Source organism: Ensifer sp. Root278 (genome assembly GCF_001429285.1).
Classification (GTDB): domain Bacteria; phylum Pseudomonadota; class Alphaproteobacteria; order Rhizobiales; family Rhizobiaceae; genus Ensifer.
Genome location: NZ_LMJJ01000040.1, coordinates 582,420 through 605,931 on the forward strand (window position 1 = coordinate 582,420; position 23,512 = coordinate 605,931).

Consider the following 23,512-nt stretch of genomic DNA (forward strand, 5'->3'; position numbering starts at 1 on the left):
CTGTAGCACTTTGATTTTCTGCATGTCTTTGTCCTTAAATCGAGGTCGATTTAAGGAGACATGCAGTAGCAGAGGTGCGTTCCTATGATACGCGTGCTTGATCTCGCCGCCTTCGCGGAGATGGCAACAGGGCTCGCGCTGGTGGTGGTGCCTTCGTTCGTGGGGCAGGTATTGCTTGGCGAGGTGCTGACCGGGCCCGCTATCCCGACGGCCCGGGTGGCCGGTATTGCCCTGATCGCACTCGGCGTTGCCTGCTGGAGGAACTCAGGGCTCCTCGGCATGCTGATCTACAGTGCGGCAGTCACGCTCTATCTGGCCTATTTCGGACTGACTGGCTCCGCGGGCTTCCTTCTGTGGCCCGCGGTCGCAGTTCATGCGGTGCTGTCGGTCTTGCTCTGGCGCAGTCGCAACTAACCCAACGTCACCTAGAGTGCCGTGCGTTCAACTGGACGCACAAAGGACGCCATAGCACTTTGATTCTAAAGCATCTTTCGCCTCCAGTGCTTCCACGTGAGGAGCGGGATGCTCTAGGCCGTGAACCCATAAATCAACCGGGCGGAAGACTTGCCGGCGTCCGCTATGCACCGAAAGCGACCAACGTTTGCAGGGCAGCTAAAAGAAGCAATGGGCCACAAGCAGAAGTTAACTCAACTTGCTCGTAAGGGGCGCACATACTGCTCCGGCAGCCCCGCCTTCCGCAGGGCATCAATCAAGTGTTGCTGAGCTTCAGGGCGTGCGTAGTGCAGTACCTGGATCACATTCCGAAGCGATAAATCCGGTTTCACCAGCTTCACCTTGGCGATCACCTCACTTGCACCAGTTAAGTCGCCTAATTGCGCGCGCGCGGCGGCTAGGTACAAGAGGCCACTGGAGCGTTGTACAGGGACACTCTCGAGCGCTTCGACTGCGTCAGCATATCGAGCGAGGTCAAAGAGCGTCAGGCCGCGAACCGCTGCAAACCAATCGGGCACGAAGGGACCCAAGCCTATGGCGGCATCGATTGTGGCCAACGCATCGGCCGGCCTGCCACTGGCGCGCTGCCAGTTCGCGTAGTCACCCTTAATCTGTATATCGGCCGGATTGAGGGTCAGCGCCCTGTCAAAATGGAAGCGTGAACGGTCATGGTCGCCTGTCCAAAGGTAGTAGAGCGCTCTTGCCCAATGAGACGTGGCGTCGTTGGCATCTAGTTCCAGCGCTTGTTTCGAAGCGCTCTCAGCCTTGGCCATCTGATCGTCATCGAGCACAATGATATTGCTGATGGTAAGAGCTATCGCCAGCCAGGCATGCGCAAGTGCAAAATGCGGATCGACGGCAATTGCCCGCTCAAGTAGGGGTACGGCTTCGGCATCACGCTGATGGTCACATAGATTGCGGCCTTGTAACAGACAGTCATAAGCCGACCAGCTAGTAGTTGGTTTTGCACGGGCTTTTGCTGCTTCTGCAGCGTACATACGGCCCTCCAGCATTGTTACGATTGCCGCGACAACAAGGTCCTGGACAGCGAAGATATCCTGCGCATCGCGATCGTAGCGGTCGGCCCAGACGTGAGTGCCGGTTATGGCATCGACCAACTGGGCTGTGATGCGTATTCGGTCGCCCAATTTGCGTAGACTACCCTCAACTACATAGGCAACGCCCAGTTCCCGCGCTACTTCGATATGACTTTTTCCTTTGTTGGCAAAATGAAACGACGCGTGGCGAGCTACTACGGATAGGCCGTGAAAGCGGGCGAGTTCGGTAATGATATCCTCGGTGATCCCATCGGAAATGTACTGTTGCCCGGGATCACCACTCATGTTGGTAAATGGCAGTACTGCTATGGACGGTTTGATTCGTTCTACCGCTGTTGGTCGCACCGATGTTCCTGAGGGAGCTCCCAGACTATAGACCCGGACCGGCTGGGCGATATTCTTGAGTTGCTGCTCACCCATGTCTTCAAACGAGAGATCAAGGCGACTTCCTACGTTGTCGTGAACCATGCCGGTGACTGCAATGCCGCCCGCCGGGGCAAGTCCCTCGATCCGCGCAGCGACGTTCACGCCTTCACCGAAAACATCGCCATCCTCAGCAATCACATCCCCCAAGTTGACGCCAATGCGGAGTTGGATGGCTCGGTCCTCTGACAGCTCTGCGTTCCGTGCTGCCATATCCTTCTGTAATGCGACTGCGCAGGCCACGGCCTTCACGACGCTGGGGAATTCCGCGAGAAAGCCATCCCCCATAGACTTAAACAGCCGACCTTGGTGCTCGGCGATCCTGGTTTCGATCACTTCGGCGCGGAGGTTCCGCACGACCGCCAAGGTGCCGTCCTCGTCCACGCCCATGAGGCGACTGTAACCGACTACATCGGCGGCAAGGATGGCAGCCAGACGGCGCTGAACGGACTTGTCCACCACTCGATAGTGTCCCTGTTGGTCACCTGGGCTCCCTTGCAGAGCCTGGTTGATGACAGGATAGCATACATAGCCGCGCCTGGCCGCAACCAGTTGTCCCAGAGCGAAGTCAGGCTGCTACGCGTCAGGTCTGCTAGGAGTCATTCGCGACGAAGCGGCGGTCGATTTTTCTTTCGTACCTGTCGGCGCGCGGCGCCTTCGTTCGTCTTCATGACGTGCACCAACGGAGAGCCACCGCATGAAGCTCTACTTCAGCCGCAATCCTAATCCTCGCCTGGCGGTTGCCGTCGCGCGGTATCTGCAGGCCGGGGTCGCGTTCGAATTTGCCGAACCCATGGCGCCGGGCCAGGCCGAACGTTTCCGGTCACTCAATCCGAACCTGCTGCTGCCGATCCTGGAGCGCACCGGCCGGTCGCTCTGGGAGGCGGATGCGATCGCCTGCTATCTTTCCCGCCAGACCGGTTCCAATTTCTGGCGGACGGATGACGACGAGCCGGAGATGATCCGCTGGATCAGCTGGGGGAAGGAGAACTTCGTGAAAGCCTGCGACATGGTGCATTGGGAGCGCGGCACCAAGCTGCGCTACGGCATCGGCCCCTGCGAGGAAGCGATGGTGGAGGAGGGGCTGCGGGAGTTTCATAGGGCGGCGAGGATACTCGAGGCTGAGCTCTCCGGTCGCGCGTGGCTGGTCGGCGACACGGTGTCCTTCGCCGATTTCCGCATGGCGACATTCCTGCCCTTTAACGACGCGGCGCGGCTACCGATCGGTGATTATCCGGCGCTCATGCGCTGGTCGCGGCGGCTTGAAGAGATCGAGACGTGGCGTGATCCTTTCCATGGTCTGGTCGCGCCTGAACTGCCGCCGCTGCCGGGGTGAAGGGTACAGATTTTGCCTTTGGTTCGGACGGCGCTGGCAGCGGCCCGCGTGGTGATGCCGGCGGTCGCCGCTGCCGAGCTTCATACCCTCGGCGCCTATTCGACAGGTGTCGCTTTGTGGACGACAACGCCCGCGACCAGTCCTGCGGTTTCTTCGCGCCACTGTTTGATCGAGGGGCCGTCGAGATGCAGGTCGAAAGCGGCTGCATCCTGATAGACCTCGTGGATGTGGATTTTCGCCTCGTCATCGTTCGACGTCATGATGTCGAAGCGGAGCGTTCCTTTCTCATCACGCAGGCAGCGAGCCCGATGGGCTTGCAACAGGGGGATGAGCTGTTCTCGATGGCCGGCAACGGCTTCGATTGTTCCAAGTACTACGAATTTTGACATGGTCATTTCCCTGGTCACTGGGGACGGCGCGACAAACCGGCGTGCCGTCCGTGTCTCTTCGTTTCAGAGCAGCGGGCCCGAGGCTCTCGCCGGCGCCTTTCGTCACGAAGCCGGCAGGGCCTCGAGCAGTTCGCCCGTTGTCAGGATCGCGTGCGCGAAAGTGGGGCCGTTCAGATCGTGGGCGGCATGCATCATTTCATGCGTGAAGGCGGCCGTCGCATCGCGCACAAGGGTCACGTGATAACCGAGCTCCATGCCGTAGCGGGCCGTGGATTCGATGCAGGTATTGGCGAGCAGGCCGACGATGATGAGATGCGTGATGCCGCGTTGCCGCAGCTGCTGGTCCAGGTCGGTATTGGCAAAGCCGCTCTGGCCCCAATGCTCCTTGGCCACCACGTCCCCCGGCTTCGGCGCAAAATCCGGATGCCATTCCCCGCCCCATTCGCCGCGGGCGAACGAGTGGCGGTGCATGATGGCCTGCTGGGTCGGACTGGGATGCGCCCAGTCTTCGTAGTCGCCCGGTTCCCAGCGGCGATGCGGGGCGATGAAGACGCGTATTCCGGCGGCGCGGATTGCGGCATCGATCGACTTCAGGTTCTCGATCAGCCCGACGTCCTCGGCGATCGGCTTGATCCGGTCCCAGATCTTGCCGCCTTCCGAAAGGAAGTCGTTATAGGGGTCGACAAAGAGCAGGGCTGTCGTCTCTTTGCTGTAATTCGGCTTTGACATGGTCGTCTCCATTTTTATTGGTTCATAGAGACCTAGTTTCGAAGCGCCGCACGCTCGATGCTGGCAGCAAACAGCGGTGTCTCGCCCTTGTTGTGCGCAATCGACATCGGCTGTCGCTGCGCGCGGAACACGTCGAAGGGGATGCCTTGCCGGTCGAGCGAGGCCTTGAATTCCTCCGTCGCCCTGGAGCGAACGTGGTTGGTGAATTCGCACGTGTGCTCGTCAATGCGCCTGACGCTCAGTTCCCAAAGCACATGGATCGTGGTCCGGCCCGAAGGCGGGAAGAGATCCGAGACCGACTCCAGCACCAGGTGATGCTTCTCGCTCAGCGTCTCCACATAGTGCTGCACCATCAGGGTGCCGCCAATCGTTTCGACGTTGATCGACATGCGTCTGCCGTCGGGCGCTGTGGTAACGCCGGCGGCAATATGGGCCGGGGAGCAAAGCCGGTATTCCTCCTCGGCAAGCGTAAAGCACCAGCTCGGTATGTCGACCTTCTCGAAGGGGGCGTTGATGATGGCGCTGAAGCTGGAATCGACGATCTCGAGATCGCCGGTCTCGTGGCTGTTCATGGCAGACTCCTTTTCATGTCTGGCCTTTTCATGCTTGGCCTTTGAATGCCTGGCCGCATCGCGGGGGCCCTCATGGCCCGTTGCATTCCGTGCGACATCGCTTATATTAGATATGAAAATCATAGTGACAAGTGCCTATGAAAAAGAAAGTGACAAAGTGGAAAAGAATTCTGCCGAACGCACCTTGTGCCCGGTGGCGCGCTCCGAGGCCGTCGTGGGGGACCGCTGGACCGTGCTGATCCTGCGCGAGCTGTTCATGCGCGGACATCGCTTCGAGGAGATCCAGGCGCAGACGGGGGGCACGCCTCAGATGATCACCGCGCGCCTGAAGGCGCTGGAAACGGAAGGCATGGTGGAACGCCGCCAGTACAACCAGCGCCCGCCGCGCTTTGAGTATCACCTGACGGAAAAGGGAAACGCCTTCTACCCGGTCATCCTGGCGCTGCGCGCCTGGGGCGAAGCCTGGGTGAAGGCACCCGAAGAGGGGCGGGCGGTCAACTACACCCATCTGACCTGCGGCAAACCGGCAGGGCTGGGTCCGCTCTGCGAGAGCTGCGGCGAGCCCTTGAAGCGGGCGGATCTCAGCGCCGAGCTCAATCCGGCCTATGCCCAGGAAAGGGAAGAGCGGTGGGAACGGTTCAAGGAGAGCCGGTAGTCCGCATTCCGCTGCCGGGCGGGCGGCACGCCTGAGACACCACTGCCAGGCCATTGCGGAATGCGATCATCTCTGCTCTCCTCTGGACGTGCCGGGTGACGGCGCCAGACCGCCCGGGCGGTCGGACGCTTGCGGCTGCAATCGCCGGAAATGGCCGAGAAGCGGCCTGTCTCGCCGACTTTCCCGCCCAACCATTCCCGCCCAAAATCCGAAAGGTGTTTCGCGTTTTTTAGGCAAGCGCGATTTGCCCTCCTTCAGTAGCCTTTGCCTTGTCCCGCTGGAGACGGGACGCGTCGCAAAGGGATGGAGGAGAGACCCTTGGCAAGCATTTCAGAGGACACTACGCGTACCCAGAATCTGGCCCAGAATCCGGCCCAGAATCCCGAAGACGAACGGCTGAGCATCGGCGCCAACCTCGCCTATGGTCTGCAGCACGTTTTGACCATGTATGGCGGCATCGTTGCCGTCCCCTTGATCCTTGGCCAGGCGGCGGGCTTGAATTCCGCCGATGTCGGCCTGCTCGTCACCGCATCGCTCTTTGCTGGCGGTCTCGCAACTATCCTGCAGACGATCGGCTTGCCTTTCTTCGGCAGCCGCCTGCCGTTGGTGCAGGGCGTTTCGTTCTCGGGCGTCGCGACGATGATCGCGATTTCAGGCAATGGCGGCATTCCGGCCATTCTCGGCGCCGTCATCGCGGCCTCGCTGATCGGTCTTCTGATCACGCCGATATTCTCGCGCGTCACGCGCTTCTTTCCGCCGCTCGTTACCGGCATCGTCATCACCACCATCGGCCTTACGCTGATGCCGGTGGCAGCGTTCTGGGCCATGGGCGGCAACAAGGCGGCGCCGGACTTTGGCAGCACCGCCAACATTCAGCTTGCGGCGGTGACGCTCGTCATCGTCTTGCTGCTCAGCAAGCTCGGCAGTGCTTCGATTTCCAGGCTTTCGATCCTGCTTTCGATCGTGATCGGCACGGGCATCGCCTACGTCGCCGGCATGACCGACTTTTCGCAGGTGGCAAACGGCCCGGTCTTCGCGCTGCCGAAGATTTTCCACTTCGGTTATCCGACCTTCGAACTGGCGGCGATCATCTCCATGCTGATCGTCATCATCGTGACGCTGGTCGAAACTTCGGCGGATATTCTCGCCGTCGGCGAGATCGTCGAGACCAAGGTGGATTCGCGCCGGCTCGGCGACGGCCTGCGCGCCGACATGCTGTCGAGCATCCTGGCACCTGTCGTCGGCTCCTTCACCCAGAGCGCTTTTGCCCAGAATGTCGGCCTCGTGGCGGTCACCGGCGTCAAGAGCCGCTATGTGGTGGCAACGGGCGGAATGTTCCTGGTGACGCTCGGCCTTTTGCCGATCATGGGGCGCGTCGTTGCTTCCGTCCCGACCTCCGTTCTCGGCGGCGCCGGCCTCGTGCTCTTCGGCACGGTCGCGGCTAGCGGCATCCGTACGCTGTCCAAGGTCGAGTACAACAACAACATGAACCTGGTGATCGTCGCCACCTCGATCGGCTTCGGCATGATCCCGATTGCGGCCCCCGGCTTCTACGAGCATTTCCCGGCCTGGGTCGCGACGATCTTCCATTCGGGCATCTCGTCGGCCGCCGTGATGGCGATCCTGCTCAACCTCTTGTTCAACCACTTCACGGCAGGCAATTCCGATCAGCAGTCGGTCTTCGCCGCGGCAACGGAGCGCACGATCCGCTACCAGGACATCGCCCGTCTGCATGACGGCGACTACTTCCTCAACGGCAAGCTCTACGATGCCAAGGGCGCGGAAGTGCCGCTGATTGCGGCGGAGGCGCACTGAGCCGGCCCGATCTTTGGAACACGCAATCCCGGGCGGAAGTCGCTTCAGACTTTTCCTGGGATTGTTTTGAAACACGCAATCCCGGACGGAAAACCGCTTCGCACTTTTCCTGGGATTGCTCTGAAATACGCAACTCCGGACGAAAAACCGCTTCGCACTTTTTCTGAAGTTGCTCTGAGACCCGCAATCCCGGACGGAAAACCGCTTCGCACTTTTCTTGGGATTGCTCGGAAATACGCAACTCCGGACGAAAAACCGCTTCGCACTTTTTCTGGAGTTGCTTTGAAACCCGCCATTCCGGGCAGGAAGCCGTTTCCTGTTTTTCCTGGCGTTGCTCTCAAAACCCAACAAAAGGACACTGGGAATGACACAGCAGACCGATAACTACCAACTCCTCGATGCACTGCTTGGCACGATGGAGCGCGGCATCATCCCGGCAACGGAAGCCGGTGTTGCTGCCGGCAACAAGATCTTCGGCGCGGCACTGATGCGCAAGTCCGATCTTTCGACCGTGCTCGTCGAGACCAACAACGAAACGGAAAACCCGCTCTGGCACGGCGAAGTGCACACGCTGAAGCGCTTCTACGAGATCGAGGGTACTGAGCGCCCGGACTCCCGCGATCTCATCTTCCTCTCCACGCATGAGCCCTGCTCGATGTGTCTGTCGGCGATCACCTGGGCGGGCTTCGACAATTTCTACTACTTCTTCAGCCACGAGGATTCCCGGGACAGCTTCTCCATTCCGCACGACCTGAAAATCCTGAAGGAGGTCTTCACGCTGGAGCCCGGCGGCTACAACCGCACGAACGCGTTTTGGAAGGGCCAGTCGATCCACGCGCTGATCGACGGCCTGCCCGAGCCGCAGCGCAAGGATTTGAAGGCTCGCGCAGACGCGATCCGCGCGAAGTACGACGAACTCTCCTCCACCTACCAGGACAGCAAGGACGGCAACGCCATCCCGCTGAACTGAGGCCTGAAAGACGGCCTGCGCATCGGACCATTTCATTGTCTCCTGCAGCGCCGCGCGTCCTATCAGACGCGCGGCGCTGTAGCGCTTTGAAGTGCTGCATGTTTGTGTCCTTCAATCGGCTACGATCGAAGGAAACATGCAGTTGATTCAATGAAATGGTCTATTTGTTTGAAAGATTGCGCATTCCTGCCGGCCCGAGCAGGTGATAGTTTCGCCGAAATAAAGTCACGTTTCGGGGGAGTTGCGTGAACTGGTCCAGGCCTCTCAGGGTGCACCTCAGCGTTCTGGTCGTCGCCTTGCTCATCTGCACGGCGACGCCGATCATCTGGATGGCGTTCAGCCAGGGCAGGGCGGCGGCCGTTCTCGGCGGCGCCAAGCACATGCGCGAGATGAGCTTTCGGCTGATCGAAGGCTACAGGAATGCGTTGGAAGGCGGACATGAGGCCGTCGGACTGGCGTCCGCGGTACCTCAGCTCATACCCACGCCGCCTGCGGAACTTGAGGCAAAACAGCAGTTCTTCCTGGAGGTGCTTCGAAGCGTGTCCAACGCGACGAGCATCTATGCCGGTTATCCTGACGGTTCCTACGTGCAGGTGATCAACACCGAGAGGGACTATGTCCGCCAGAGCCTTTCGGCGCCGGCGGAGGCGAACTTCGCCATCCGGACGATCACGCCCAGGCAGGGTTCGCAGGCTCAGTCGACCCTTCAGTTTCTCGACCGCGAGACAAGGCCGATCGGAGAGCCGAGGTTTGAGCCGACATCCTTCGATCCACGGCAACGTCCGTGGTATCAGGCCGCCGTTTCAAGCGGTGCGCCGGTGTCCGTCGGGCCCTTCGTCGCGGGAACGCTCCGGGTTCCGACGCTCGCTTTGGCCGCGCCGATGAAGGGCGACCACCGGGTCGTGGTTGGCGTCAACATTCACCTGCAGACCGTCAGCCGGCTGCTCGATCCGCGGGAGATTTCGCCGCGCGCCCGGTCCTTCATCATCGGCGACGGCGACACGATCGTCGCCCATTCCGACCCGGCGATCATGGGCAGGATCTTGGGAACCTGGTCGGGCGGGCGCGCCGTCGACATGGGCAGCCTCGACATGAGCGTGGAGGCCGTGGCGCGACTGCGCAAGGATCCGCGCTATGCCAATGGTGGCCTTGCCGAGATTGATCTTGAGGGCGAAAGCTATCTGGCGCAGGTCGCGCCGGTCAGCGTTGACGGCCTGTTCAAGGGGAGCTCGGTCGCAATCGTCGTGCCGCTCGACGATCTCGTGGCGCAGGCCAACCGGTTGCTGGTGCGCAACCTGTTGATTGCCGCCGGCCTTCTGGTGGCCGGCGTGTTCGGATCGCTGATGCTGTCGCGGGTGATCAGCCAGAAGCTTTACCGGCTTGCCGACGAGGCGCGCCGGATCGGCGATCTGAATTTCACCGGCAAGGGCGTGGCGCATTCGTGGATCACCGAGATCAACACGCTCGGGGGCGCGCTTGCTGCCAGCCGCCGTGCCATCGTGCAATTTGCGCTCTACGTGCCGCGCGAGGTGGTGCGGCGGATCATAGACCCTCAGGGCGGGGCGGTGGTCAAGGGCAGGCGGCAGGAGGTGACGGCACTCTTCACCGACATTCGCGACTTCACCACCATTTCCGAGCAGCATTCGCCGGAGGATGTGGTCGACATTCTCTCTGCCTATTTCGAGCTCCTGAACGGCATCGCCGAAGAGCATGGCGGGACCGTGGTGCAATATCTCGGCGATTCCATCTTCGTCGTGTGGAATGCGCCCGTCGAGGATATCAGGCACGCCGAACACGGCTGTCGTTGCGCGCTGGCGATGAAGGCGGCGGTCGAGGGCCTGAATGCTGCCAACCGCCAGGCGGGCCGGCCCGAATTGTTCACACGCTTCGGTCTGCACACCGGTCCGGCCGTCGTCGGCAGCATCGGGGCGGCCTCGCGCCAGCAATACACGGCCATGGGCGACACCATCAACGTCGCCTCCAGGCTCGAAGGGTTGAACAAGGAGTTCAATACGTCGATCCTGGTGAGCGTCGCCGTGCACGACGCGGTCGCCCGCAGCTTTGTTTTCCGCGAAATCGGGCTAGTGCAGGTCAAGGGACGCGCTGCGAAGATCGACCTTTGGGAACTGGTGGGGGAACGCGGCGGGTAGGGCCGGCGGATCGCGCCGCCTGCCTCATCGATCCGCCAGAAAGCCCGAGACCAGTGCGCGGAAAGCATCAATCGCCTTCGGCAGCACGGCCTGCGGATCATCACTGGCGGCGACCCATAGGGCGGCGTTGAGCGCGGCACCGCTCAAGAGCCTTGCGGCGGCTTCCGGATCAACCGGCTTCAGCACGCCTTTCTCCAGCAGCTGCTCCACCGACCGCTTCGTCGCCACCAGGCAGCTGTTCTGGCTCGGCCATTTCGAGGGGTCGCCGAGCACGGCGGGGCCGTCGAGCAGCACGATGCGCTGGACCTCCGGGTCGAGCGCCATCTCGATATAGGCGGCACCTTCCGCAAGCATGGACTGCCAGGCGTCGTCGTTTGCGCCGCCGATCTCCTTGGCGCGCGCGGCCATTTCGCCGTCGATCTCATTGACGACGGCGGCGAGCAGCCCGCGTTTGTCGCCGAAATTATGGTAGAGCGCGCCGCGCGTCAGGCCGACATCGGCGGTGAGCTCATCCATGGAAGCGGCGGCGTAACCCTTTTCGGCGAAGGCCTTTCGGCCCGCCGCTATCAGCTTCACGCGGTTTTCTTCCATCGTTTCCTGGCGCGTTCTGGCCATGTTGTCCTCAAATTCATATACGATGCGTATATGAATTTGACATACGCGCCGTATTTGGTTAGTTCATATACGTGGCGTATATCAAATGAAGCAGGTTTTGTGAAGTTCTGCCGGATCGGGCAGCGCTCGCCCGTTTCTGCGCCCTGGATTTAGCAAAGGACCAGACAGATGACTTCACGCGACGCAATCTTTCCCGCAAACAGGCACGCGCTTTACGAGGCCCACGGCTATTCGGCCGCGATCCGCTCTCAGGATCTGCTGTTCGTGTCCGGGCAGGTGGGGAGCCGCGAGGACGGCTCGCCCGAACCGGATTTCGCCCGCCAGGTCGAGCGCGCCTTCGACAATCTCAAGGCAACGCTCGCCGCGGCCGGCTGCAGCTTTGACGACATCGTCGATGTCACCACCTTCCACACCGACCCGGAAAACCAGTTCGAGACGATCATGACAATCAAGAACCGGATCTTCCCGGAAAAGCCCTATCCGAATTGGACCGCCATCGGCGTCAACTGGCTTGCCGGCTTTGATTTCGAGATCAAGGTGATTGCGCGGATTCCGGAGAGTGCTGGAGTTGGGCGCGAGCGGGCGGCCTGACACCGCCGGTAGACCGCTGACAAAGCCGAAATGCTTTTTGGCGAGGGTTGTCCCATTCTCCCTCATCCTCGCCCCTGTTGTTCAGTCCGGGGAGATACCTGACAGGTGTTCGGGGAGATAGCTGACACATCATCGGCTGGATTTGGTCTTGAGGAGATCGGTCCATGCCCTGGCGAGAGGTGTCGGCGATGGAAGAACGTCGCGAGTTCGTTCGTCTGGCGATGATGGAAGGAGCGAACCGGCGGGAGCTTTGCCGTCGGTTCGGCATCAGCGCGGATGTTGGCTACAAGTGGCTGGCGCGATGGGCGGCAGGCGATGGCGATCTGGGGGACCGGTCGCGTCGTCCTCATGCCAGTCCCGGCCGCTGCAGCGAGAGGATCGAAGCTGCGGCGCTTTCGGTGCGCGACGCTCATCCGGCCTGGGGCGCCCGCAAGATCGCCGCCTGCCTGCGGCGCGACGGGCTGGAGCCGCCGGCGGTCTCGACCGTCCACGCGATATTGCGCCGTCACGGCCGGATCGATGGCTTCCCGACTTGTCCCGGCAAGGCCTGGCAACGCTTCGAAAAAGCCGAACCCAATCAGCTCTGGCAGATGGACTTCAAGGGCTGGGTCAAGCCGACGGGAGGCGAGCGTTGCCATCCCCTGACCATCGTCGACGATCATTCCCGCTTCTCGCCCTGCCTGAGGGCGTGTGCCGACCAGCAGGGCGTGACGGTCAAGGCTGAGCTGACGCGGACCTTCCGGCGCTATGGCCTGCCCCAGGCCTTCTTCGTCGATAACGGCCAGCCCTGGGGCGAACCGGGCGGCGAGCGGTGGACCCGCCTGTGCGTCTGGCTGCTCAAGCTCGGCGTCGAGGTGTGGCACAGCCGGCCCTACCATCCCCAGAGCCGCGGCAAGATCGAACGCTTCCACCGAACTCTGGAGGCCGAAGTCCTCGATCTGCGCGGCTTCAGCGATCTGGGCCAGGCCCAGATCGCCTTCGATCGCTGGCGTGAGATCTACAATCACCAACGGCCCCACGAAGCCCTGGGCCAGAACCCGCCAGCCAGCCGTTACCGACCGAGCGCACGGGCCATGCCCGGCTGCCTCCTCGACCCGCATTACGACAGCGGCGACGTCGTCTCCACCACCAAGGCCTATGTCAGCTTCAAGGGCAGGCTATGGCGTGTGCCAAGAGCCTTCTGCGGAGAACGCCTCGCTATCCGCCCCCTGACCCGGGACGGCACCTATGGCGTCTTCTTCGCCTCACACAAGGTCGCAACCATCGACTTGACCAAACCCAAAACTGTCAGTCATCTCTCCGAACAGGTGTCCGCTATCTCCCCGGACTGAACACCTGTGGCGGGGATCCAGCGGCCCGACGTCGGTCGGGTCAAAAGACCTTTCAGCCCAAGGACTTGGGCTGGTCCGCAGTTCCATTGGAACTGCTAGAGATTCCTGTGACGAGCACAGGAATGACGGAGATTTTGGCTGACGCACCGGCTTCTCCCGCAAGCTTACAATGATCAAACATAGTTTTGTCAGCAGTCTGTCGGGTGGCTTAGTGCCGCCCGGAACAGTAACGCCGGATAATGCCCACGCCTAATGCAGATGCACCAGCTTGTCCGGGTTGCGCACCACATAGATCGCCACCACCTTGCCGTCCTCGATCTCAAGCGCGGTCGTCTGCAACTCGCCGTCGGCTTCCCTCGTTACGAAGCCGGGGAGACCGTTGATGAAGCCGGTGCGCACCAGGGTTGAGCCGTGTTTGGCAAAGAGGGCGGCCAGTTGCTGGTGCACCTTCATGACGGCATCGAAGCCGAGGATTGGCCGCATCGCCGCCGGGCGTTTGCCGCCGCCGTCGGAATGGACGCTGACATCGGCCGCCAGCATCGCGCCGAGCGTCTTCATGTCGCCGTTTCTGGAGGCCGCGAAGAAGGCATTGGCCAGTTCGAGCCCACGCTGTTGTTCGATCTGGAAGCGCGGTCGTTCCTCGCGCACATGGGTACGGGCACGGGCCGCGAGCTGGCGGCAGGCGGCGGCATCGCGGTCGATCGTCGTTGCGACTTCGTCGAAACTCAGGCCGAAGACGTCGTGCAACAGGAAGGCGGCGCGCTCCAGCGGGGAGAGCCGTTCAAGCGCAAGCATCAGGGGCAGGGTGACGTCATCCTCCGGCTCCTCCTCGACCACGGGGTCGGGCAGCCAGGGGCCGACATAGGTTTCGCGCTTGAGCCGCGCGGATTTCAATTGGTCGAGGCAGAGCCTGGTCACGGTACGGCGCAGGAAGGCTTCGGGTTCGCGCACAGCCGCACGGTCGGCCCCCATCCAGCGGATGAAGGCCTCCTGAACCATGTCCTCGGCATCGGCGACCGAGCCGAGCATGCGGTAGGCGACGCGGATCAGCTTCGGACGCAGCGGGTCGAAAACCGCCGCTGCGTCCTCTTGGGGGGTGCCCGTCATCAGGCGGCCTTCTCGGCTGCGGCCTTTGCCTCTGCCGGATCGACCCAGAGGCCAAAGCCGACGGCCAGGCGGTTCCAGCCATTGATGACGTTGATCATCAGCGTGAGCTTCACCTGTTCCTCCTCGGTGAAATGGTCCTTCAGCGCTTCGTAGGCCTGTTCATGGGTGTGGCCTTCCGAAAGCCGCGTCAGCGCTTCGGTCCAGCCTAGCGCGGCGCGCTCGCGATCGGAATAGCACGGCGCCTCGCGCCAGGCCGCAAGCAAGTAGATGCGCTGCTCGGTCTCGCCCTTGGCGCGCGCTTCCTGGGTGTGCATGTTGATGCAGTTGGCGCAGCCATTGATCTGCGAGGCGCGGATCTTGACGAGTTCGATGATGGTCGGGTCCAGGCTCGCGGCAACGGCGACGGAGGTGCCCATCCAGTTTTTCATCAGCTGGGGGGCGGCAGCGAAAAGGTCGATCTTGGCAGTCATGGTTCCGTTTCCTTTCGTTGGTTCCGATACCATGACGAGCGAGCTACGGCCGGTGTGACATCGGCGCGAAATTTTTTACGGAATCTTTTGCGGCGGGCTCGTCGGTAGCTTGGTTGATGCAACATTTGAAGGCGCATCTGGCGGCATCCTTCCCCGTCCGATCACGCCCTTTCCACCCGCGATCCACACGGTCGGCAGCGCCTATTCGGCGGAAGGTTGGCTGCGGCGTTCCAATATGGACTGAAACAGATCGGCCTGGCGCTCGGCGGCGAGGCGAATTTTCTTGAGCTGTCCGAGCAACGAGCCGAAGGCCGCAAGCGCGATGCCTGCGCCGACGGTCGGCAATGCCGACTGCACGGCAAGAATAATGCCCAGCCAGCCGAAAGACGGCACGATTGCGTGCAGCGCATCCGCCAGCGATACGACGATAAGCACCGCTCCGGCAATTTTCAGAAAAGTGTCCATGGCAGTTTCTCCACTCGCATTCCGTGCAAACTTTCTCCGTCTGCACGTCTTGTCAAGGGAGCGTGCGTTCTCTCGCTAAGGGAGCGCGACAGGGGGCTTGCGGTTCTGGTCTGTCATACCCCTGTAAAACGTCCTCTCTATCCCTCGGCGCCAGTTTCAACACGAGGGTATATCCATGAAATCCTTTGTTTCCGTCCTTGCCGGCGCTCTCGTCGCGGGCCTGCTTTCGACCGCGGCCTACGCCGAAAGCCTGGTGCTCTATACCAGCCAGCCGAACGAGGACGCGCAGGCGACCGTCGATGCGTTCCAGGCGGCCAATCCGGGCATCGAGGTCGAATGGGTGCGCGAGGGCACGACGAAGATCATGGCGAAGCTGATGGCCGAGATCGAAGCCGGCAATCCGGTCGCCGACGTGCTCTTGATCGCCGACACCGTGACGATGCAGCGGCTGAAGGAAGCCGGGCATCTGGCCGACTACAAGTCGCCGGAAGCGGGCAACTACGATGCTTCGCTCTATGATGCCGACGGCGCCTATTACTCCACCAAGATGATCACGACCGGCATCGTCTACAACACCGCGGCCGCGATGAAGCCTGCCGGCTGGCAGGATCTCACAAAGCCGGAAGCCAAGGGCCTCGTGACCATGCCGAGCCCGCTGACCTCGGGCGCGGCGCTGATCCATGCGCAGACGCTGACCAACATCGATGGTCTCGGCTGGGACTATTACAAGGCGCTCGCGGCAAATGGTGCCACGGCCGCTGGCGGCAACGGCGGCGTGCTGAAGGCGGTTGCGACCGGCGAGAAGGCCTATGGCATGCTCGTCGATTTCATGGCGATCCGCGAAAAGGCCAAGGGCGCGCCGGTGGAATTCGTCTTCCCGGCCGAGGGCGTTTCGGCTGTGACCGAACCAGTCGGCATCCTGAAGACTGCCAAGAACGTCGACGCCGCCAAGAAGTTCGTCGACTTCCTGCTTTCCGAGGAGGGCCAGAAGACGGCGGTGAAGATGGGCTACATCCCGGCCCGCAACGGCGTGGCGCTGCCCGAGGGCTATCCGGCCCGCGAGACGATCAAGGTGTTGCCGGTCAACGCCGCCGACGCGGTGAAGAACTCCGACGCCGACCTCAAGACTTTCTCCGGCATCTTCGGCACGAACTGATATCGGGAATGCTTGAACGCAATGACCTGCGCAGCCGGCCCCGCTGGCTGCGCTTTCCCTTTCAAAGCCGGACGCAGGACGTGCCGCAGGCGAGGGTGGGTGCCAGACCCGCCGCCGAGCCGCGCTGGCTGGTGCCCTTCGTTTTCGCCTGCCTGTTTCTGCTGTGCCTGCTGCCGCTCATCAGCCTGGCCAAGGCCGGCTTTGCCGGGCTCGTCTCCGGGCAGTCGATCGGCGTGCTCACCGAACCCGCGACCTTTGCAGCGATCCGCAACACGCTGATAACGGCGACCGGCGGCATGATCGTCTCCGTCGTTATCGGCGCTATCTTCGCCTTCGCCGTGGCGCTGACGGATGTGCGCGGCAAGCAGAGCTTAAGCTTCGCCTTCATGCTGCCGATGATGATCCCGCCGCAGGTGACCGCACTCGCCTGGGTGGAGATGACCGGGCCGGCGAGCCCGCTTCTGAAGACGCTGGGGATCGCGCCGCCGCTCGGCAGCCCGCAGCCGCTCTATTCGCTCGCGGGCATCTCGCTGCTTCTCGGCGTACAGCACGCACCACTGGTCTTCTTGGCGCTGAAAGCCGGGCTTTCAGCTTCCCCGCGGGATGGAGTGGAGGCGGCACGGCTTGCCGGTGCCACGCCGTTCCGCGTTTTCCGCGATATCGTCGCGCCGCTGTCGCTGCCGGGGCTGATTGCCGGGGCGGCGATCGCCTTCGTTTCGGGTGTGGGCAATTTCGGCATTCCGGCGATCCTCGGCATTCCCGCTGGGATCGAGGTGCTGCCGACCTTGATCTACACGAGGCTGGCAAGCTTCGGTGCCGGCACCTTCGGCGAGATCGCGCTGCTTTCGAGCCTCATCGCCGTGATCGCCGCGGCCGGGCTGATCCTGCAGCAGCGGGCGCTCTCAGGGAAGGACTACCGCATCATCGGCCTCTCCGGCGCCAATGCCGCTTTCGCGCTCGGGCGTTATCGCCTGGTCGTGGAGATGGCGCTGGTCGCGATCCTGTTCTTCGTGCTGGTGGCGCCGCTGGCTGCGCTTGTCGCAAGCTCGATGGTGCCGGCCTATGGCGTGCCGCTCAACCTTCAGACCGTGTCATTGCGCGCTTACGAAGAAATCCTCTTTCGCCAGTCGATGACGCTGAAGGCGCTTGGCAATTCGACGTTCCTTGCGACCACCGCAGCACTTGGCCTGCTCGCGGTCTCCGTACCCGCGGCCTACCTGATGACCCGGCGCAAGGGCTTGCTTGCCAATACGCTCGGCATCCTTATCGAGATCCCCTATGCGCTGCCCGGCATCGTGCTGGCTGTCGCCTTCATTCTCACCTTTGCGGCTCCGTTGCCTCTCCTCAGCGTCTCGCTCTACGGCACCATCTGGATCATCCTGATCGCCTATTTCTCCTCGTTCCTGGCCGTCAGCCTGAAACCCGTCATGAGCGCCTTTCTGCAGATGGATCCGTCGCTCGAGGAGGCCGCGCGTCTCTCGGGTGCCGGCTTCCTCAGGCGCATGCGTGACGTGATCCTGCCGCTGGTGGCGCCCGCCGCCGGGGCTGCGATCATCCTCGTCTTCCTCATCGCTGCCAACGAACTGACGGTCTCCGCACTGCTCTGGTCGGCCGGCACCCAGACGCTCGGTGTCGCCATCTTCAATCTCGACGACAGCGGTTCGTCCGATCTTGCCGCAGCGCTCTCGGTGCTTGTCGTGGTGATGGTCGTGCTGTTGATGGCGGCGCTCGAGGCGCTTGCGAAATATCTTCCCGAGGGCGTGCTGCCGTGGCGCAACTGATCCTCAATCACCTCACGAAACATTTCGGCGGCGGGCGGCCGGCGGTATCGGATGTTTCGCTGACCGTGCGGGAAGGCGGCTTCCTGGCGCTGCTCGGTCCCTCGGGCTGCGGCAAGACCACGGTGCTGCGCATGATCGCCGGCTTCGAGCAACCAACCGACGGCTCGATCGATTTCGGCGAAAGGCGGCTTTCCGACGCATCGCGGGCGCTGCCGCCGGAACGGCGCAACATGGCGATGGTGTTTCAGTCCTATGCGCTGTGGCCGCATATGACGGTGGCCGAGAATGTCGGCTATCCGCTGAAGGTGCGCGGCATTTCCGGTGAAGCCTGGCGACGAAACGTCGGCGAGGCGCTGGCGCTGGTGAAGCTCACCGATTATGCTGATCGCCGGCCCGCGGCCCTTTCCGGCGGCCAGCGCCAGCGCGTGGCGCTTGCCCGCTGCCTGGTGACCTCGCCGGATGTGGTGCTGCTCGACGAGCCGCTCGCCAATCTCGACCAGCATCTGCGCAAGTCGATGGAGGAGACCTTCCGCATCTTCCACGAGCGCTCGGGCGCGACGATGATCTACGTGACCCACGACCAGGCCGAGGCGATGGCGCTCGCGACCGATGTCGCCGTCATGTCCGAGGGGCGGCTGATGCAGATGGCGTCGCCGGCGGAGATTTACGCGAGGCCTGAGGGTGCCGTCGTCGGCGGTCTGATTGGCCGCGGCTCGGTGCTCAGGCTGCCGCTGTCCGAGGGGGCGCCCAGGGCGCTGGAGTGGCCGGCGCTGCGGACCGCACTTGGCGGCATGGGCAAGACAGGCGCTGCCGATGAGGCAGTCCGCGATGTGCTGGTGCGGCCGGAGCATGTGAGCCTCGACGGCGAGGGGATGGCGTTTCGCGTCATCTCCTGCGTGTTCGAGGGTGAGCGTTTTGCACTGACGCTTTCGCTGCCCGACGGGCAGGCGCTGAAGGCGTATTGCGACAGGGTGACGACGCCGGGCGAGACAGCACGCTTCGTCATCAGCCGCGGGTGGCGGCTTTGAAGAATGAAGTGGGCTGCTCGGCGCCTGTTCAACCTTTGATTAGCGCGATCATGTTAGCAAATCCTGCGTGCTAGGATTGATGCTGAGCGAAGCGTGAAATGCCGGGAATGGATGAACAGAGCCTGTGGGACCTGCGGTCCCATCATAACGGAAGAACGGGATACATTGATCGCTCCGGCAACTGGGCAATCGAGCCGCGTTTTGACCAAGCCTATGCGTTCGACGGCGACAGAGCGGCGGCTGTGTTCCAGGGGCGGTGGGGCACCTTGGACCGGAAAGGTCAATGGACGCATGCTCCCGGCGAGGTTTCTCACATCTCAACTTATGGCGAAGGTCCATTGCGTGCCCAAGTCGGTCAGAAGTGGGGCCTCCTGGATGAGCGCGGCCGCTGGATTGCACAACCACAGTTCACGTTCATACGCGGCTTCTCGAATGATCGTTGCGTCGCCATGCATGACGGCCTTTATGGCTGCCTCGACGCAAATTTCAGATGGATCATCGAACCCCGTTTCCAGTATCTCGGAGCTTTTTGCCGCGGGCTCGCGGTCGCGAAGTTACCCGGTGGCAGCTACGGCTACATCGACGAGAATGCCAACTGGATCATTCAGCCGCAGTTCAGCACAGCCCACAGCTTTCAGGGCGATGAAACGGACACGGCAGTGGTGGGCTTGAGATGGAAGGATGGAAGCTACCAGGAAGGCTACATCGACCGCGGCGGGCGATGGTTCATCGAACCTAGCTTCAAGTCCGCCAGTGGATTCAAACAGGGAGCCGCCGTCTGCAGCCGAGAAGATCCCGGCGACCCATATCCGCTCGATTGGCCGTGTGGTCTGATCGACACATCGGGAGAATGGGTCGTGGAACCGCGCTTCGAAAACCTATGGATTGCGGGTGACGACCTGTTTGCCGCCAAACACGATGGCTGTTGGGGTTTCATCGATCGGTGTGGCAATTGGCTGCTCGAACCGGTCCTCGATATGATCTCACATGTTGAAGACGGGCTGATCGAGGCTGCGGACGACCGGCGCGGTATTCTCAGCAGGGCCTTCGAGTGGGTGGTCGACCCGATCTATGATGCGGTTGAAATCCGTGGCGAACTGATCAGCGCAGTTTACTTTGGTCGACAATGCTATCTGGATCGAAATGGAAAATCTGTCACCGGCTGGTTTTTATGATGGCGAGCGAGCTAATTAGCTTACCAGGGAGCGAGAAGGGGGACGAGCGCCCGCTTGCCGGCGGCAACGTCAACGCCGGCGTCGTGCGTGTGGGCGATACGGTGCGTCGCGCAACCGCGCCGCAGAGCGCAAGCGTCCACCGGCTGCTCCTTCATCTGGAGGCAAGGGGCTTTCAGGCGTCGCCGCGCTTCCTGGGCCTCGATGATCGTGGGCGCGAGGTCCTGAGCTTCCTTGATGGCGAGGCCGGCGGGTCTTCGGAGATCTGGCTTTCCGAGCGTGCCTTGACCGCCGCTGCCGCGCTGCTCAGGGCCTATCATGACGCGACTGCCGATTTCGAATTCACGGCGGCCGATCTCTGGGCCTCCCGGGATCCGGATCAAAGCCGCTCGGAGGTCGTCTGCCACAATGATTTTGCGCCGTACAATCTCATTTTCCGCGGCGGCGAACCGGTGGGGGTCATCGACTTCGATCTTGCCGGGCCCGGGCCTCGCCTGCGCGATCTTGCCTATCTCGCCTATTGGATGGTGCCGCTTTCCTTCCATACCGAGGAATTGAAGGTGGCGGCGCTGGCGGATCTCGACGACGGCAGCCGGCGTCTCAAACGCTTCTGCGAAACCTACGGCCTTGCCTGCGACGACGCGCTGCTTGCCATGGTGGTCGAGGTGCTTCGGCATATGGGCGACGAGGCGGCGATGCTGGCGATGATCGGCGCGGCCGCGACCGAGCGCCTGAAGCGGGACGGGCATCTCGATCACTGGCAGCGGGAACGGGAAGCCTTCGAGCGCCATAGGGCATTGCTGTCGCTAAACATTGCGTAGCGGCCTTTGACGCACCGAGGACAGGCCGATGGCTCAGTGAAAAGATTTGCTGTCCTTTGAAATAAACCATTGAGTTAAATGAAACCGGTTGCTATATACAACCAGTATCCCGCGTAGATGCGTTGGGGAAACGAGGCGGGTGGCCTCATCGACAGGAGGATAAGATGAAGCTTTATCAGGGCATGGGGCCGAATTCGTACCGCGTGCGCATCTTCATGGCGGAGAAGGGGATTTCGGTGCCGATGGTGGATGTCGATTTCGCCAAGGGCGAACACCGGGCGCCGGAGTTCCTGGCGGTCAATTCGCTCGGGCAGATCCCGGTGCTGGAGCTCGACGACGGAACGATCATCACCGAGAGCGTTGCGATCTGCCGCTATCTCGAGGAGACGAATCCCGAGCACCCGCTCTTCGGCCGCGATGCCGTCAGCCGCGCCAAGGTGGAGATGTGGAACCGGCGCGCCGAACTGGTGATCCTCGGCACCGTCGGCAATGTGGCGCTGCATTCGGACGCCTTCTTCGCCGAACGGCTGACGCAGTTTCCGGCTTTTGCCGAGACCGAGCGGGAGGCGGTGCCGAAGAAATGGGGCTGGCTCGACGACGAACTTTCGGATGGCCGGCCGTTCCTCGCCGGCGAGGAATTCTCGATTGCCGACATCACTGCAGGTGTGACGGCCTGGCTCTGCGATGTCTTCGGCATGGAGATCCCGGCGTCGGCCCGTCATGTTCAAAGCTGGCTGGAGCGGGTGCGCTCGCGGCCGAGTTTTGAGGCTTAGGGCTCAACAAAGGGCAGGGCGGTGGCCTGTACTGCGGATTTGCCCCTCATCCGGCCTGCCGGCCACCTTCTCCCCGTTGCCACGGGGAGAAGGAGACTCGTGGCGGCCGCTCGTTCCATCGTCCAATCTGGCAGCCACGTTCTCGGTCGCACGTTGCGGTTTGGGGGCCAGCCGTCGCCCGCGTTCCCTCTCCCCGCCTGCGGGGAGAGGGTTAGGGTGAGGGGCAGATGCGCCGCTAGGGACTTGATTGTTTGGCGTTTTTCGTCGTTCGGCAATGGATACCGTATGGGTGATCTTTCGTCTCCACGGACCCGCTAAAATTCATATGTGGATAGCCGTTTCGTCCTTTTTCCTTGCCTTCTCCATGGCTTTTTTCAATTCCTAAAATACAAGCTGCCCGATTCGCCGCTGCCGGTGCCCGCAGGGCGCTGGCTCTAGGAGACAAAGCCATGACCGATTTCAAGAAGCCCACGATCACCGAAATGCGCCCGAAGATCACCGTCATCGGGGTCGGCGGCGGTGGCGGCAACGCCATCAACAACATGATCAACGAAGGGCTTCAGGGCGTCGAATTCGTGGTGGCGAATACGGATGCGCAGGCGCTCGCCATGTCGAAGTCGTCGCGCATCATCCAGCTCGGTGCTGCCGTCACCGAAGGCCTTGGCGCCGGCTCGCTGCCGGACGTCGGCCGGGCGGCGGCGGAGGAATCGATCGACGAGATCATGGATCACCTCGGCGGCACGCATATGTGCTTCGTCACCGCCGGCATGGGCGGCGGCACGGGCACGGGGGCGGCACCGGTGATTGCGGCTGCGGCGCGCAAGGCCGGCATCCTCACGGTCGGCGTCGTCACCAAGCCCTTCAGCTTCGAGGGCAAGCGCCGCATGGAGACGGCGGAGCAAGGTGTCGAGCGGCTGCGCGAGGCGGCTGACACCGTCATCGTCATCCCCAACCAGAACCTCTTCCGCATCGCCGACGCCAAGACCACCTTTGCCGATGCCTTCGTGATCGCCGACCGGGTGCTTTATTCCGGCGTCGGCTGCATCACCGACCTGATCGTCAAGGAAGGTCTGATCAACCTCGACTTCGCCGACGTGAAGTCGGTCATGAAGGGCATGGGCCGGGCGATGATGGGCACCGGCGAGGCGACCGGCGAGGGCCGGGCACTGAAGGCTGCCGAAGCGGCGATCGCCAACCCGCTGCTCGACGAAGTGTCGATGCGCGGCGCCAGGGGCGTGCTGATCTCGATCTCCGGCGGCATGGACATGACGCTGTTCGAAGTGGACGAGGCTGCGACCCGCATCCGCGAAGAGGTCTATGACGAGGCCGATATCGTCGTCGGCTCGATCTTCGACCGCACCCTCGACGGCACCTTCCGCGTCTCCGTCGTCGCGACCGGCCTCGATTCCGCGCGCTCGGCCAACAATGCCGCCGGCGCCGCCGCCGGCCAGCCCGCACCGGCCCCGACCCGCACGCTGCAGTAGGGCTCACACGCCCCAAGCGGGCGTTGCTTCAAGACAACAGGACGCCATGCGCTCATCCGGGTGCATGGCGTTTTTGTTGCGCCCCTCATCCGGCCTGCCGGCCACCTTCTCCCCGCAGGCGGGGAGAAGGGACGTTGCGGCATGCTCACCGTTTCCTCTGCTCGCTTG

23 protein-coding genes are annotated in these 23,512 nt (G+C 62.4%); 15 read left to right on the top strand and 8 right to left on the bottom strand.

The window, feature by feature from the left end; all coding sequences use genetic code 11:
- Positions 1–84: 84 nt before the first annotated feature.
- Positions 85–414 carry a hypothetical protein gene (locus ASE60_RS24600; protein WP_057253872.1) on the top strand — a complete coding sequence of 110 codons (330 nt, stop codon included), beginning with the start codon at positions 85–87 and terminating at the stop codon, positions 412–414.
- A gap of 233 nt (positions 415–647) precedes the next feature.
- On the opposite strand, the gene ASE60_RS24605 is transcribed toward ASE60_RS24600, so the two are convergent.
- Positions 648–2,396 (bottom strand): adenylate/guanylate cyclase domain-containing protein, encoded by a 1,749-nt coding sequence (locus ASE60_RS24605; protein WP_057253874.1) that lies wholly within the window; start codon positions 2,394–2,396, stop codon positions 648–650.
- 235 nt (positions 2,397–2,631) lie between these two features.
- On the opposite strand from ASE60_RS24605, the gene ASE60_RS24610 reads away from it, so the two are divergent.
- Entirely contained in the window at positions 2,632–3,270 is a 639-nt protein-coding gene (locus ASE60_RS24610; protein ID WP_057253876.1) for a glutathione S-transferase family protein, read from the top strand.
- Positions 3,271–3,365: 95 nt separating this feature from the next.
- On the opposite strand, the gene ASE60_RS24615 is transcribed toward ASE60_RS24610, so the two are convergent.
- The 3 genes from ASE60_RS24615 to ASE60_RS24625 form a co-directional block, all read right to left on the bottom strand.
- Positions 3,366–3,665, bottom strand: a complete 300-nt coding sequence (locus ASE60_RS24615; RefSeq protein ID WP_348272234.1) for a putative quinol monooxygenase — start codon at positions 3,663–3,665, stop codon at positions 3,366–3,368.
- A gap of 96 nt (positions 3,666–3,761) precedes the next feature.
- Complete coding sequence (locus tag ASE60_RS24620; RefSeq protein WP_057253880.1) at positions 3,762–4,388, bottom strand: isochorismatase family cysteine hydrolase; 627 nt, start codon at positions 4,386–4,388, stop codon at positions 3,762–3,764.
- Between the two features lie 32 nt (positions 4,389–4,420).
- Positions 4,421–4,960, bottom strand: a complete 540-nt coding sequence (locus tag ASE60_RS24625; RefSeq protein ID WP_057253882.1) for a hypothetical protein — start codon at positions 4,958–4,960, stop codon at positions 4,421–4,423.
- Positions 4,961–5,117: 157 nt separating this feature from the next.
- Here ASE60_RS24625 and ASE60_RS24630 point away from each other — a divergent pair, with 157 nt between their 5' ends.
- The 4 genes from ASE60_RS24630 to ASE60_RS24645 all read left to right on the top strand — a co-directional run bounded on the left by ASE60_RS24630 (position 5,118) and on the right by ASE60_RS24645 (position 10,550).
- Entirely contained in the window at positions 5,118–5,615 is a 498-nt protein-coding gene (locus ASE60_RS24630) for a helix-turn-helix domain-containing protein (RefSeq protein ID WP_057254424.1), read from the top strand.
- A gap of 303 nt (positions 5,616–5,918) precedes the next feature.
- Positions 5,919–7,430: a nucleobase:cation symporter-2 family protein gene (locus ASE60_RS24635; RefSeq protein ID WP_113133629.1), complete on the top strand. Its 1,512-nt coding sequence runs from the start codon at positions 5,919–5,921 to the stop codon at positions 7,428–7,430.
- A 364-nt stretch (positions 7,431–7,794) separates the two neighbouring features.
- Entirely contained in the window at positions 7,795–8,400 is a 606-nt protein-coding gene (locus ASE60_RS24640; protein ID WP_057253886.1) for a nucleoside deaminase, read from the top strand.
- Between the two features lie 245 nt (positions 8,401–8,645).
- Positions 8,646–10,550 (top strand): adenylate/guanylate cyclase domain-containing protein, encoded by a 1,905-nt coding sequence (locus tag ASE60_RS24645; RefSeq protein WP_057253888.1) that lies wholly within the window; start codon positions 8,646–8,648, stop codon positions 10,548–10,550.
- Between the two features lie 24 nt (positions 10,551–10,574).
- Here the strand turns inward: ASE60_RS24645 and ASE60_RS24650 are convergent, their stop codons facing one another.
- Positions 10,575–11,165, bottom strand: a complete 591-nt coding sequence (locus ASE60_RS24650; RefSeq protein WP_057253890.1) for a TetR/AcrR family transcriptional regulator — start codon at positions 11,163–11,165, stop codon at positions 10,575–10,577.
- 168 nt (positions 11,166–11,333) lie between these two features.
- On the opposite strand from ASE60_RS24650, the gene ASE60_RS24655 reads away from it, so the two are divergent.
- Together ASE60_RS24655 and ASE60_RS24660 are read left to right on the top strand one after the other, a co-directional pair.
- Positions 11,334–11,756: a RidA family protein gene (locus tag ASE60_RS24655; protein ID WP_057253892.1), complete on the top strand. Its 423-nt coding sequence runs from the start codon at positions 11,334–11,336 to the stop codon at positions 11,754–11,756.
- Positions 11,757–11,920: 164 nt separating this feature from the next.
- Positions 11,921–13,087, top strand: coding sequence for an IS481 family transposase (locus ASE60_RS24660; RefSeq protein WP_057253894.1), 1,167 nt, complete (start codon positions 11,921–11,923; stop codon positions 13,085–13,087).
- A 249-nt stretch (positions 13,088–13,336) separates the two neighbouring features.
- Here ASE60_RS24660 and ASE60_RS24665 read toward each other — a convergent pair whose 3' ends face one another.
- From ASE60_RS24665 to ASE60_RS24675, 3 genes are all read right to left on the bottom strand, one after another.
- Positions 13,337–14,194 (bottom strand): sigma-70 family RNA polymerase sigma factor, encoded by an 858-nt coding sequence (locus ASE60_RS24665; RefSeq protein WP_057253896.1) that lies wholly within the window; start codon positions 14,192–14,194, stop codon positions 13,337–13,339.
- The gene (locus ASE60_RS24670) at positions 14,194–14,664 is read right to left on the bottom strand and encodes a carboxymuconolactone decarboxylase family protein (RefSeq protein WP_057253898.1); all 471 of its coding nucleotides are present in this window, start codon (positions 14,662–14,664) and stop codon (positions 14,194–14,196) included. The genes ASE60_RS24665 and ASE60_RS24670 overlap by 1 nt, the downstream gene beginning before the upstream one ends.
- A gap of 201 nt (positions 14,665–14,865) precedes the next feature.
- Positions 14,866–15,129 (bottom strand): hypothetical protein, encoded by a 264-nt coding sequence (locus tag ASE60_RS24675; protein WP_057253900.1) that lies wholly within the window; start codon positions 15,127–15,129, stop codon positions 14,866–14,868.
- Positions 15,130–15,304: 175 nt separating this feature from the next.
- Between ASE60_RS24675 and ASE60_RS24680 the strand changes: the two genes are divergently transcribed.
- From ASE60_RS24680 to ftsZ, 7 genes are all read left to right on the top strand, one after another.
- Complete coding sequence (locus tag ASE60_RS24680) at positions 15,305–16,285, top strand: ABC transporter substrate-binding protein (protein WP_057253902.1); 981 nt, start codon at positions 15,305–15,307, stop codon at positions 16,283–16,285.
- Between the two features lie 8 nt (positions 16,286–16,293).
- Entirely contained in the window at positions 16,294–18,066 is a 1,773-nt protein-coding gene (locus ASE60_RS24685) for an iron ABC transporter permease (RefSeq protein WP_082616050.1), read from the top strand.
- Positions 18,054–19,094, top strand: a complete 1,041-nt coding sequence (locus ASE60_RS24690) for an ABC transporter ATP-binding protein (protein WP_057253904.1) — start codon at positions 18,054–18,056, stop codon at positions 19,092–19,094. Before ASE60_RS24685 ends, ASE60_RS24690 begins: the two co-directional genes overlap by 13 nt.
- Positions 19,095–19,201: 107 nt before the next feature.
- Entirely contained in the window at positions 19,202–20,269 is a 1,068-nt protein-coding gene (locus tag ASE60_RS24695; RefSeq protein ID WP_057253906.1) for a WG repeat-containing protein, read from the top strand.
- Positions 20,269–21,087, top strand: coding sequence for an aminoglycoside phosphotransferase family protein (locus tag ASE60_RS24700; RefSeq protein WP_162261325.1), 819 nt, complete (start codon positions 20,269–20,271; stop codon positions 21,085–21,087). The genes ASE60_RS24695 and ASE60_RS24700 overlap by 1 nt, the downstream gene beginning before the upstream one ends.
- Positions 21,088–21,251: 164 nt before the next feature.
- On the top strand, positions 21,252–21,860 hold the full coding sequence (locus tag ASE60_RS24705) for a glutathione S-transferase family protein (protein ID WP_057253910.1): 609 nt from the start codon (positions 21,252–21,254) through the stop codon (positions 21,858–21,860).
- 449 nt (positions 21,861–22,309) lie between these two features.
- Positions 22,310–23,344 (top strand): cell division protein FtsZ, encoded by a 1,035-nt coding sequence (gene ftsZ / locus ASE60_RS24710; protein ID WP_057253912.1) that lies wholly within the window; start codon positions 22,310–22,312, stop codon positions 23,342–23,344.
- Positions 23,345–23,512 lie beyond the last annotated feature (168 nt).

Excerpts from the sequence above, each read along its gene's own strand:
- ASE60_RS24620 (WP_057253880.1), bottom strand. The coding sequence starts at position 4,388 with ATGTCAAAGCCGAATTACAGCAAAGAGACGACAGCCCTGCTCTTTGTC.
- ASE60_RS24625 (WP_057253882.1), bottom strand. The coding sequence starts at position 4,960 with ATGAACAGCCACGAGACCGGCGATCTCGAGATCGTCGATTCCAGCTTC.
- ASE60_RS24670 (WP_057253898.1), bottom strand. The coding sequence starts at position 14,664 with ATGACTGCCAAGATCGACCTTTTCGCTGCCGCCCCCCAGCTGATGAAA.
- ASE60_RS24660 (WP_057253894.1), top strand. The coding sequence starts at position 11,921 with ATGCCCTGGCGAGAGGTGTCGGCGATGGAAGAACGTCGCGAGTTCGTT.
- ASE60_RS24640 (WP_057253886.1), top strand. The coding sequence starts at position 7,795 with ATGACACAGCAGACCGATAACTACCAACTCCTCGATGCACTGCTTGGC.
- ASE60_RS24635 (WP_113133629.1), top strand. The coding sequence starts at position 5,919 with ATGGAGGAGAGACCCTTGGCAAGCATTTCAGAGGACACTACGCGTACC.
- ASE60_RS24600 (WP_057253872.1), top strand. The coding sequence starts at position 85 with ATGATACGCGTGCTTGATCTCGCCGCCTTCGCGGAGATGGCAACAGGG.
- ASE60_RS24680 (WP_057253902.1), top strand. The coding sequence starts at position 15,305 with ATGAAATCCTTTGTTTCCGTCCTTGCCGGCGCTCTCGTCGCGGGCCTG.
- ASE60_RS24675 (WP_057253900.1), bottom strand. The coding sequence starts at position 15,129 with ATGGACACTTTTCTGAAAATTGCCGGAGCGGTGCTTATCGTCGTATCG.
- ASE60_RS24700 (WP_162261325.1), top strand. The coding sequence starts at position 20,269 with ATGGCGAGCGAGCTAATTAGCTTACCAGGGAGCGAGAAGGGGGACGAG.
- ASE60_RS24695 (WP_057253906.1), top strand. The coding sequence starts at position 19,202 with ATGGATGAACAGAGCCTGTGGGACCTGCGGTCCCATCATAACGGAAGA.
- ASE60_RS24665 (WP_057253896.1), bottom strand. The coding sequence starts at position 14,194 with ATGACGGGCACCCCCCAAGAGGACGCAGCGGCGGTTTTCGACCCGCTG.
- ASE60_RS24685 (WP_082616050.1), top strand. The coding sequence starts at position 16,294 with ATGCTTGAACGCAATGACCTGCGCAGCCGGCCCCGCTGGCTGCGCTTT.
- ASE60_RS24615 (WP_348272234.1), bottom strand. The coding sequence starts at position 3,665 with ATGACCATGTCAAAATTCGTAGTACTTGGAACAATCGAAGCCGTTGCC.
- ASE60_RS24655 (WP_057253892.1), top strand. The coding sequence starts at position 11,334 with ATGACTTCACGCGACGCAATCTTTCCCGCAAACAGGCACGCGCTTTAC.
- ASE60_RS24610 (WP_057253876.1), top strand. The coding sequence starts at position 2,632 with ATGAAGCTCTACTTCAGCCGCAATCCTAATCCTCGCCTGGCGGTTGCC.
- ftsZ (WP_057253912.1), top strand. The coding sequence starts at position 22,310 with ATGACCGATTTCAAGAAGCCCACGATCACCGAAATGCGCCCGAAGATC.
- ASE60_RS24650 (WP_057253890.1), bottom strand. The coding sequence starts at position 11,165 with ATGGCCAGAACGCGCCAGGAAACGATGGAAGAAAACCGCGTGAAGCTG.
- ASE60_RS24705 (WP_057253910.1), top strand. The coding sequence starts at position 21,252 with ATGAAGCTTTATCAGGGCATGGGGCCGAATTCGTACCGCGTGCGCATC.